9 protein-coding genes are annotated in these 11,429 nt (G+C 45.1%); 7 read left to right on the forward strand and 2 right to left on the reverse strand.

The genetic code is table 11. From position 1 onward, the window contains the following. Positions 1–143 precede the first annotated feature (143 nt). Both E2R66_RS28965 and E2R66_RS11885 read left to right on the forward strand, forming a co-directional pair. Positions 144–515, forward strand: a complete 372-nt coding sequence (locus E2R66_RS28965; RefSeq protein WP_240049298.1) for a hypothetical protein — start codon at positions 144–146, stop codon at positions 513–515. Positions 516–595: 80 nt separating this feature from the next. Beyond that, on the forward strand, positions 596–985 hold the full coding sequence (locus E2R66_RS11885; protein ID WP_240049299.1) for a hypothetical protein: 390 nt from the start codon (positions 596–598) through the stop codon (positions 983–985). 53 nt (positions 986–1,038) lie between these two features. On the opposite strand, the gene E2R66_RS11890 is transcribed toward E2R66_RS11885, so the two are convergent. Next, positions 1,039–2,145, reverse strand: a complete 1,107-nt coding sequence (locus E2R66_RS11890) for a 3-oxoacyl-ACP synthase III family protein (RefSeq protein WP_204985907.1) — start codon at positions 2,143–2,145, stop codon at positions 1,039–1,041. A gap of 382 nt (positions 2,146–2,527) precedes the next feature. Then, on the reverse strand, positions 2,528–3,412 hold the full coding sequence (locus tag E2R66_RS11895) for a helix-turn-helix domain-containing protein (RefSeq protein ID WP_240049300.1): 885 nt from the start codon (positions 3,410–3,412) through the stop codon (positions 2,528–2,530). Between the two features lie 324 nt (positions 3,413–3,736). On the opposite strand from E2R66_RS11895, the gene E2R66_RS11900 reads away from it, so the two are divergent. From E2R66_RS11900 to E2R66_RS11920, 5 genes are all read left to right on the forward strand, one after another. Then, a complete protein-coding gene (locus tag E2R66_RS11900) occupies positions 3,737–5,386 on the forward strand; it encodes an alpha-L-fucosidase (RefSeq protein ID WP_133230975.1) in 1,650 nt (549 codons plus the stop codon). 7 nt (positions 5,387–5,393) lie between these two features. After that, the gene (locus tag E2R66_RS11905) at positions 5,394–7,487 is read left to right on the forward strand and encodes an alpha-L-fucosidase (protein ID WP_133230973.1); all 2,094 of its coding nucleotides are present in this window, start codon (positions 5,394–5,396) and stop codon (positions 7,485–7,487) included. A 51-nt stretch (positions 7,488–7,538) separates the two neighbouring features. Continuing rightward, positions 7,539–8,351 carry a 3-keto-disaccharide hydrolase gene (locus tag E2R66_RS11910; RefSeq protein ID WP_133230971.1) on the forward strand — a complete coding sequence of 271 codons (813 nt, stop codon included), beginning with the start codon at positions 7,539–7,541 and terminating at the stop codon, positions 8,349–8,351. 694 nt (positions 8,352–9,045) lie between these two features. Beyond that, complete coding sequence (locus E2R66_RS11915) at positions 9,046–9,609, forward strand: hypothetical protein (protein ID WP_204985908.1); 564 nt, start codon at positions 9,046–9,048, stop codon at positions 9,607–9,609. A gap of 40 nt (positions 9,610–9,649) precedes the next feature. Next, positions 9,650–11,101, forward strand: a complete 1,452-nt coding sequence (locus E2R66_RS11920; RefSeq protein ID WP_192901967.1) for a family 43 glycosylhydrolase — start codon at positions 9,650–9,652, stop codon at positions 11,099–11,101. Positions 11,102–11,429 lie beyond the last annotated feature (328 nt).

Genomic DNA, 11,429 nt, shown 5'->3' on the forward strand with positions numbered 1-11,429 from the left:
TTGTCTGTAAATTATTTTACTTTTTGGTTAAAACTTTAAGTTGTTTTTATGCTTACCTCTAAGATGAAGATACGGCCGGTTAATAAAATTACAGGACGTGCCGCCTTAGTGAGAACTACCTGCCACAGCGGCATATGCTGCTAATGTTGCTAGCCTTCATCAACCGTAATTTTCCGCTCATTTTATTTAAAGCAGGCTCCTATAAGTATGAAACTGTACGTGAAAACATGGTTTGTATCCGTTGCAAGATGATCGTGAAGCAACAGCTGAAGAGACTTTCCGTTCGTTATATTTGCGTTGAACTAGGAGAAGTGGAGATTGTGGGGAACTTGTCCGAGGTGCAATTGCAGGATTTTAAGGTTGCATTATCAAAATTCGGCCTGGAACTGCTCAACGACAAAAAAAGCATTCTGATTGAAAAGATCAAAAAGGTTATTGTTGAACTGGTACATTATGCAGAAGAACCGGCCAAAGTTAATTTCAACAGCTTGGGGCATTACCCATTAAACGAATAAGCGCTGCCCCGCACCACCATCCCGGCCCGAGATGGCATTTATACCCCAAACTAATCAATGACTACTAAAGCACCATTTAAATGATAGCGTTAACAACTCAAGTAGCCTGGCTTTTCCTGCTGGCCGTTCCTGTGGCCTGCATTGCCTGGACCGTTACCCATGAAGAGGTTTTCCGCGAGCCGCGGGAGTACTGTGTAAAGCACAGCTGGCAGGGAAAAACGCTGCTGGAGCGGAAATTCTTTTACCTTTTTACCTGTGAATATTGTTTTAGCCATTATGTGACCATTTTTTTCCTGTGCCTTACTGGTTACCAGTTATTGATGGAGGGTTGGAGGGGCTACCTGATAGCAGGTTTTTCAATTGTATGGATCGCCAATACCTATATGAGCTTATTTGGATTGATCCGGCAGGACATCGTTAGGGAGAAAGCGGAGATCAAAACGATGGAAAAGCAAAATAAAACTGATTGAACGTTTGCCCGGATCGAAAACGAGGGTGAAAACCATTGATTTAATGATGCTTATCATTTAATAAGTTCCGGCACCCGGTACACGATGGCATTGACATTAATGCCGGCCCCAACTGAAGCGAACACCAGCTGATCGCCGCCTTTGATCTGATAACCGGGCAGTTCACCTTTGCTAATCAGGTCATACAGCGTCGGTAAAGTGGCTACCGAACTGTTTCCCAGGGTCTCCACCGTGAGCGGCATGATCTTTTCCGGTATTTCCTGGCACCCGAAGGCCTGATACACCCTTTTTAAGATAGCCTCATCCATTTTGCGGTTAGCCTGGTGGATAAGCAGCGTATTCATATTTTCAATAGCAAGCCCGGCCTTGTCCATGGTTTCGCGGATTAATGCGGGCACCGCTTTGAGTGCATGCTCATAAAGTGTTCGCCCCTGCATTTTCAGCACCAGCTGTTCGGGTAGGAAGGGTTCAGGGTGATTCGAACTGCCCATCTTTAATACATATGCCTGATCGGCATACGTACGGGTGCTATGTGACAAGATACCGACGGGGAACTTACTTTGACAGGCTTCCAGTACTACAGCACCGGCACCGTCGGCGAATAGCATACAATCCCGGTTATGAGGATCGGTGATGCGGGAAAGGGTTTCGGCCCCGATGACCAATATTTTTTTCGCTTCTCCGGAACGGATATATAGATCTGCCTGTATAATGCCCTGTAGCCAGCCCGCACAGCCAAATGGCAGGTCATAGCAAACTGTGGCGGTATTTTTAATGCCCAGTCGAGATTTTACGCGTGACGCCAGTGCCGGAACCAGATCACTGCTCCGCGTATCTTCCCGTACATCACCGAAATTGTGGGCGAAGATAATGTAGTCCAGTTGTTCCGGGTCGGTCCCGGCATCCAGCAGTGCGGCTTCTGCCGCAAAAAAGGCAATATCCGAAGCCACGAGGTCCGCTGTAACATATCTTCGCTCAAAAATACCGGTGATCGCTGTAAATTTGCTGATGATCTCCTCATTAGTCTGTTCCAGCTTTACGCCTTCATCATTATAAAAAGTATGGTCTAGGAAATCTGCGTTTCTGATCGCGCGGGAGGGCAGGTAACTGCCGCTGCCGCTGATAATGCTATAAATAGGAATTCCTGTCTGCTGGGTCATTGGATCTGTTATGCTATTTTTTTTGCGTTGAATACTTGCTGGTTGGCCGATCATCAATCCGTCACGAACGTTATTTCAATTTTTTAATCAGTGTATTCTCCGGCGGTTGTCAACTATGGTTCCTGTTTCTCATCAAGCAGAAAAGAATAATCCTCAATGATCGCGTATCCGGCCGGGATATTAAGTGATCTTCCACACTTATGAAACAGATCGTCGTCATAAAACAATCAATTGCAATAACTTGTCGGCAGGTGTCGGCTGGGCGAGACGGGATGAACCGTATTAAAAGATTTTTAGCAGCTTCTGCATTCAGCATACAAACGTAAGGATTGCAGATCCGGTATCAGCGCATCATTCCTCATTGCTTTATTACCAATTTCCGTTAAAAATGGATACAATCAATCTGTTTTCTGTACTGACCGGGAGACAAACCGGTAACCTTTTTAAAAATCCTGGAAAAATAAAATATGTTTTGAAAGCCGGTTTGGGCCGCTATGTCAGCATAGGTTAACCGGGTGGTAACCATCAGGTATTGCGCCCGCTCTATTCTCTTTTCCTGAATATATTTTAAAGGGCGTTCGCCGGTGTGCTGTTGAAACAAACGGGAGAAATAATCGGCATGCTGATTTGCTTGTTCTGCCAGGTCTGCCACTAACAAATCCTGATGCAGGTTCAATTGTATATGACTGATTGCCTGAAGTATTTTAACCGGTATAGGGCTTGTTTCTTTATGTTTGAATGCCTCCGGCGTTAAAAATCGGGAAACCAGTTGCAAAAGAATACCGTGAGTCTCGGTAAAAGTGGCTATGTTTTGTTGGTTGTTAAGATCTTGATATTCTTTATAATAGATATTTTTTTCATAGATGCTGGGGTTGTCAGAACGATTGATACCCCGCCCGGGGTTTATCTCGAGTAATCGGGCAAAATTCAAAATGTCTACTTCGGTAGCCTTAACTTTAAAAATCGACCGGTTATTGGCAAACAACGATATCCCATCGGCTGATTCTTCAAAAAATTGGATAAAGTACTGGCTCATATGGCTTTGGCAAACCAAATTGCATAGGGTGAAACTTGGTATCAGGTATAAATAACCGGGTTCAAGTTTCAGCGTTGTTGAAATATCTGAAACTTCACCTGCACCGGCATCGATAAAATAAAGTCTGAAATAGGGGCTGATTACGTTGTTATAATTCCACTTCGGGCCAAGGTTTACATAATCAACATTCAATAAGGTATAAGTATGTTTTAGTGCCCTTTTAATCATCATATGCAGTAAATAAACTTCTGGTTCATCTATAAAAATTTCTTTGTGGTTTTTCTTGAGGTAGCATCCGCCATCATGCGTTCGCGTATTCGGCGTGCAATATCATGCAAAAAGTCGGTTTTGTATAAAAAAAAGTCCTATTTAGCCAACTATTTAGATATAATTTAAAAGAAATTTGATTCGTCAATTATAGATGCAAACACGTGTGTTGCTCATTAGCCAATTAATAAAGATATACCCGATTTATAGAATTATGCTTAACTGTCCGGCTGTTCATTTGCATAGTTAGTCAGGATGGTCGTTTGTTAATTATCACTAAGTCCGATTATGAAAAGAAGAACATTAATAAAAGGTTTGGCCACAGGGGTCTCTTCCTTATACCTATCTAAACTCTATGCTGCCAACCCGTTGCAAAACCAGCCAAACCAGGAGATTGCAGTAGGGCCTTTTGCGCCCACATGGAATTCATTGGCCCAATATCAGGTGCCGAATTGGTTTCGTGATGCTAAATTCGGTATATGGGCCCATTGGGGGCCTCAATGCCAGCCCGAACGTGGGGACTGGTACGCGCGCGGCATGTACCAGGAGGGCAGCGACCAATATAAGTTTCACTGTGAAAAATATGGGCATCCTTCAAAATTCGGCTTTAAAGATGTTGTAAATGAATGGAAGGCAGAGAACTGGAACCCCGAAGAATTGGTTGGGCTATATAAAAATGCAGGTGCGCAGTATTTCTTTGCATTGGCTAATCACCACGATAACCTCGACCTGTATAACAGTAAATACCAGCCCCAATGGAACAGTACTAAAGTAGGCCCCAAAAAAGACCTGATAGGCGGGTGGGCAAAGGCTGCCAAAAAACAGGGTTTGCGTTTCGGCGTAAGTGTACATGCATCCCACGCCTGGCGCTGGTACGAATCGGCACAGCTTTCAGATAAAAATGGCCCGATGGCAGGTGTACCTTATGACGGTAAGTTAACTAAAGCCGATGGTAAAGGGCAGTGGTGGGAAGGCCTTGACCCGCAGGAACTGTATGCCCAAAATCATGCCCTAAGTAGAGACAGTGCCAATCCCAACAGCATACATAGTCAATGGGGATGGCAAAATGGCGCGGTCGCACCCAGCAAAGCCTATTGTGATAATTTTTTGAACCGCACAATTGAATTGCTCGATAAATATGATCCCGATCTGCTTTACTTCGATGATACCGCCCTGCCGCTTTGGCCGGTGAGTGACGCAGGTTTAAAGATAGCGGCACATATGTATAACAGTAACATGAAAAGGCATAAAGGCAAGCTGGAAGCGGTATTGTTTGGAAAGATACTCGATGCCGAACAGCAAAAATGCATGGTTTGGGATATAGAGCGTGGCCAAAGCAACAAAATAGAGCCATTTCCATGGCAAACGGATACCTGTATAGGCGAATGGCATTATGATCGCCGCATATTTGACCGTAAAGGCTATAAAAGTGCACAAACAGTGGTGCATACACTGGTTGATGTAGTAAGCAAAAATGGCAACCTGCTGTTGAATATCCCTGTACGTGGTGATGGCACGATTGACAGCGAAGAACGTGCCGTAGTTGAAAACATAGGCACCTGGATGCACGTGAACAGTGAGGCGATTTATGGTACCCGTCCCTGGAAGGTATTTGGGGAGGGGCCGGCAATAGAATCAGCCGCGCCAATCAGCGCGCAGGGTTTCAACGAGGGTAAAGGGAAGCCGTTCACTGCAGAAGATATCCGGTTTACGGTAAAAGGTAACATATTATATGCCATTATGTTGGGCTGGCCAACGGGTAATGAAGCGCTGATTAAAATGTTAGCTGGCAATGAGGCGGGTAAAGTAAGCAGGGTAAGCCTGCTTGGAAACAACCAATTAAGCTTTGAGCAAACCGAAGCGGGCCTGAAAGTAAAGTTACCAGGACAGGCACCGGGTAAATATGCATTTGTTTTAAAAATTGAGGGAGCTGTTTAGCTATAATATGAATCAAAAATTTTATTTCTTCCTGGGTGTAGTCTTTTTGTTGTGCCCAACTTTATTTGTTAGCGCCCAGGTAAGTGCGCCAAACCCATTTGGCCCGGTGCCAAGCGCTAATCAACTGCGTGTGCAACAGATGGAATCTTATGCATTTGTGCATTTTTCATTGAACACCTACACAGACCAGTCCTGGGGATTTGGGAACGAAGATGTGAATTTATTTAACCCAAAGGATCTGGACTGTAGGCAGTGGGCACGTACCTGCAAAGAAGCAGGTATGAAAGGGGTCATCATTACCGCAAAGCACCACTGCGGTTTTTGCCTTTGGCCATCAAAATATACGAAGTACTCTGTTAAAAATTCGCCATGGAAAAATGGCAAAGGCGATGTGGTGAAGGAAATGGCCGCTGCCTGTAAGGAATATGGTTTGAAACTGGGTATTTATCTTTCTCCCTGGGACAGGAACAATCCGGATTACGGCAAGCCCGAATACATTACCTATTTTAGGAATCAACTCACTGAGCTGCTTACGAATTATGGACCCATATTCGAAATATGGTTCGATGGTGCAAACGGTGGCTCGGGCTACTACGGCGGTGCTAACGAAACCCGTACCATCGACCGTACCACGTACTACGACTGGAAGAATACCTATGCGCTTATCCATAAGCTACAGCCAAATTGTGTAATCTGGAACGATAACGGCGATAGGGGCGACCTGCGCTGGGTAGGTACAGAAGCCGGCTATGTAGGTGAAACTAACTGGAGCCTGCTCAACGCAACCGGTGATGTGCCCTACGATATGCTGCATTATGGGCTGGAAAATGGCAATGCCTGGGTTCAGGCTGAAGTAAATACATCCATCCGCCCGGAGTGGTTTTATCACCCGAGTGAAGATACCAAGGTAAAAACCTTGCCGCAACTGATGGATACTTACTACAACTCCATTGGCCGTAACGCTACTTTTCTGCTTAACTTCCCCATCATGCCGAATGGTTTAATCAATGGAAGAGATGTAGAAGCAGCCAGGGAATTTGGCAAGGCGGTTAAAGACGCGTTTGCTGTAGACCTTGCTCAATTAAAAAAAACAACAGCCTCTAATGTCCGTGGTAATAGCAACCAATTTGGTGCCGGTAAAGCGGTTGATAACAACACAAATACCTATTGGGCAACAGACGATAAAGTAAAGACCGCCTCGCTCACCATCAATTTAGGCAAACCCACTACATTCAACCGTTTCCTGGCGCAGGAATATATCCGTTTGGGCCAAAGAGTGAAAGCCTTTAAAGTTGAAGCGCTGGTTGATGGTAGCTGGAAAGATGTAGCCAATGCAACTACTATTGGGTATAAACGTATTCTTCGTTTTCCGAGTGTGAAGGCCACGAAGGTGCGGCTGACTATTACCGATTCCAAAAGCAGCCCTGTTATCTCCAATGTTGGTATTTACAATGCGCAGCAGATCCTGACCGCCCCGGCTGTCATCAGAGATCAATCCGGTAAAATCATCATAACCCCTGCCGACAAAGAATCAATAGTTTACTATACATTGGATGGAAGTACGCCAACCACCCATTCAAAGAAATATACGGGCCCTTTTGAAACGGTTGGAAAATTAGAAGTAAAGGCGCTTGCCAGCGACGCAGCTACAGGCAAAAGCAGTTCCGTTATGGAAGATAAATTCGACCTGCCCCGTAAAGATTGGAGAATTGTTGGAGTAGATGACGAAAAGGCCAACGCTATTTTAGATGGCGACCCAACCACAGTATGGCACCAGGGTAAAGACAAGAAGTTGCCGGTAGATTTGATCATAGATCTGGGTAAAGAACAAAGCTTGTCCGGTTTCAGGTACCTGCCAGATCCCGGTTTATGGGGGCCGGGTATCATAACCACTTACCAGTTTTATGTTTCGATAGACAATAAGGAATGGAAACTGGTTGATGAAGGAGAATTTCCGAACATCAAAAACAACCCCTTGATACAAATTAAAAAATTTGCGGCAGTAAACGCCCGCTACATCAAATTGAGGGCTTTGAAGAATACAGAGGGTAACGATAACATAGGATACGCAGAGGTAGACATAATTACAGCCGAACGATAGTTTTTTTGCGAAAAAGAACTAATTTGTGATACGATACAAAACCATAAAACCATGAAACAAAAGACGTGCACGCTTATGCTTGCCTGTTTGCTCCTGTTGGCCTGCTCCAATACAAAAAAACTTGCCGGCACAGGCGATGCTGAAAAAGGCTGGAAAAAGCTATTTAATGGCAAGGATATTAACGATTGGTTTGTGAAAATAAACCATCACAACGTTGGCGAAAACTACGGGAATACCTTCAGGGTAGAAGACGGCATGATCAGGGTTAGCTATGATCAGTATGGCGATTTTAACGATCAGTTTGGTCACTTGTATTATAAAACACCTTTCTCTCACTTTCAACTTCGGTTCGAGTATCGTTTTGTGGGTAAGCAGCAAAAAGGCGCGCCAGACTATACGCTACTTAACAGCGGCGTAATGTTTCATTCGCAGGACCCCAGAACAATGCTGAAAGAGCAGGACTGGCCCATATCCATCGAAATGCAATTATTGGGTGGCTTGGGAGATGGTAAACCAAGGCCAACCGGCAATATGTGTTCGCCAGGTACAGATGTTGTTTATAAAGGCGTTGTATCGCCCGATCATTGTATCAATTCTACCTCTAAAACCTACGATGGCGAGCAATGGGTAAAGGGAGAGCTTATCGTTGAGGGCAGTAAATTAATTACGCATATGATCAACGGCGATACCGTGCTGCAGTATTCCCGGCCTACCATTGGTGGTGGGGTAGTAAAAGGCTACGACCCTAAATACAAAAAAGACGGTACTTTGCTAAGCAGCGGCTTTATTGCCTTGCAAAGCGAAGGCCAGCCGGTAGATTTCAGAAACATTGAGATTAAACAGTTGCCGGATAACAATCGTTAAGTTTCATATTCTTTATAGCCTTCACTGCTGCGCGGTATTACCTGATTTTAGCAGCGCAATTGCTATTAATGACGGCACCGTGTGCGTATTATTTACCATTATCAAAACTTTCCCGCCCAAAAAATAAGCTGGCTTGTTGGCGCAATAAGTATCAGCAAGCTGCAGGTACGCCAGCTATTAAAGCTGAAATACAGGCTATGCCTAAATGCCTGCATTTTAAAAAGTTGCTATCGTTGTTTTGCAACAATCGAGCATTTCTATTAAAGTTACCCTGGCCGAACCCGGCCGATTGATTGGAAAAGCTTTTAAAGCTTGTCCATTCGCCACATCGTGAACAAAAGTTCGCTTTTCTTGCCGAATAGTGTGATGCAGTCCTTTTGCGGAACCATAGTTTTGAATGATTGATGGGGGCATATAACTCGAACGGAATTGATTTTATGCATTCCATCAACGGTGGGCTGACTTACCGTGCCCCCGATAATTTATATATCTATTAAAATTCATTTAAGTTAATGTATCTACTATGAATATTAAACGCAACGCACTTTTGTTAGCAGCGAGCTTTTTAATTTTGGCGGGGTTTAGGTCTCAGGCACAGTCTTTTCCACCCAGACCCAGGATTGATAGTATAACCGAAAACGATACCCATCGAACGCTCGTTCCATTTTTTACCCAGGCAACCACAGCAAAGAAGATGCCCACTTCTGAAGGGTTTATTCAGCGCTGGTCACTTTTAGAGCCCATTAATAAATCGATAAGAAGCAATCTTGTTTTTACGAATGGCTACCTGAAAAAGGAATTCGAAACCGACTATTTCCCAAACCAGTTTACCATTATCCCCAAAGATGGCGACAAAGTAAAAGTTGGCGAGCAGGAGTTATTGTGGCATGCGCTGGAGAGCCCAACTTTCAATGTCAAACTGTTTCGTTTTGCTTATGGACTAAGAAAACAGACCTATGCCGTATTGTTCTGGGCCGTTACGGTTGTGAACAGCCCACGGGAAATACAAAATGTAAGGTTAGCGGTAGGCTCAAACGGCGGATCTACCTGGTGGCTTAACGGTAAAGAAGCAGTAACGCTTGACGGAGACAGGCGCATGGTAATGGATGATTGCGTTTCGCCCCGATTAACGCTTAATAAAGGGAAAAACATCATTCGTGGCGCTTTGATTAACGGGCCCGGACTGAGTGATTTTTGTGTTCGCCTACTTGATGAAAACGGCGAGCCGATAAAAGATGTCACGATAAGTTTACAATAATCAACTACAATTTTAGATCGAATTTCTACAGCAATTGTTTATGATGAAATTAACAGCGAAGGCAATCAGTACTATAGCCATTTTTGCATTATGGTCTACCCTAACGGCGGTGGCACAAATTGGCAAACCATTTATACACGATCCCTCCACAATCGCGGAATCTGACGGGAAGTATTTCACATTCGGCACGTTTGGAGGCGGATTAATATCTGAAGACGGTTGGACATGGAATGAGGGCGGCGTGAGACCCGGCAGGGGAGCCGCACCCGATGTTTTGAAAATAGGGGACCGCTACCTTGTCACCTATGGTGCCACCGGTGGGGGGCTGGCTGGCGGCCATAATGGTAAAATACTCACCATGTGGAATAAATCGCTCGATCCAAAATCGCCGGATTTTAAGTATTCGGAGGCAGTGGTAGTTGCCTCATCAGATGGGATAGAGGATAACGATGCGATAGATCCATCGCTTCTGCTCGACCCTACCGACGGGCGGCTGTGGTTATCGTACGGCACCTATTTTGGTTACATCCGCCTGATAGAGCTCGATCCCAAGACCGGTATGCGGGTGAAAGGCAACAAAGCGTTGAATATAGCCATTGATTGTGAAGCAAGCGATTTGTTGTACCGGGATGGTTGGTATTACCTGCTAGGCACACATGGCACTTGCTGCGACGGCCCCAACTCCACCTACAATATTGTGGTAGGCCGCTCCAGAAAGGTAACCGGGCCATACCTGGATAAACTGGGCAGAGATATGCTGAAAGGGGGCGGCAAACTGGTGCTTGCAGCCGGCGACAGGCTGATAGGGCCGGGGCATTTCGGCCGTTTCGTGGTAGATAACGGCATTGAAAAGATGTCTTGCCATTATGAGGCCGATTTGGATCAAAGCGCCCGTAGCGTATTAGGCATACGCCCATTACTTTGGAAGAACGGATGGCCCGTTGGAGGCGAGAACATCAAAGACGGAACTTACGAAATAGAATCTGAGCGAAGGGGTTACGCATTACAATTAGCGGTTGATTTTACCAGGATGCCCGGCGGGATGCGATTCAATCGTGATAACAATGAACCTATAAAGCCGGTACCTTCACAGGAATTAGCGGATGTGATTAAGGACTGGCCAACCACCAACATAGGGGTTACCATTGGAGATTACATGTTTCGCCCTCATCAGAAATGGACAATTTCACCGGTGCCCGGTGCCGGGGGGTATTTAGGCGGGCCTTATTATAAAATAGTAATAGTCGGCACCACCCGTGCGTTAGCCGCAACGGCAGAAGCTGAATTGATCACCGTGCCAACGTTTACCGGTGCGCCGGAGCAATTATGGCGGATAGATCAACTGACTGACGGCACTTACAGGATTATGCCGAAGGTTGTGCCAAACGCCAAAGAGCAACTGGCTTTGGTATCTTCGGGAGACAGCACGCCTACGCTGGCTAAATTTGATATGAACAGCGATAATTCCAAGTGGAATTTCAGGGTACACTAATCCACGCTATAGGTGAAAAAGCAGAGCTTTTGGTGAGTGCGTTTTGTCCGGTTTGTTTTATAGAAATTTCGAAAAAAGGCACTCAAATCAGGCTATTCCGGCAGGCATTTGCCTGCCGGTTTTTGCGCCCTTAGCAGCCCCCGATTTGCCCTAAAAACCGTTAAAAATCTGTGCTTTTCGGAGTTTTTTCGGTGTTTTAAATCATTGCCGCTGATATTCATCCATCTACTCCTTCTTAACCATTTTGTGTAAAAATCAACAGGGGTTTTTATTAGAAGTTACCCATCGGCAAAACCAATAACTTGCCGCCACCAATTATAAAAGGGCT

The sequence above is a fragment of the Mucilaginibacter psychrotolerans genome (genome assembly GCF_004519315.1).
Classification (GTDB): domain Bacteria; phylum Bacteroidota; class Bacteroidia; order Sphingobacteriales; family Sphingobacteriaceae; genus Mucilaginibacter; species Mucilaginibacter psychrotolerans.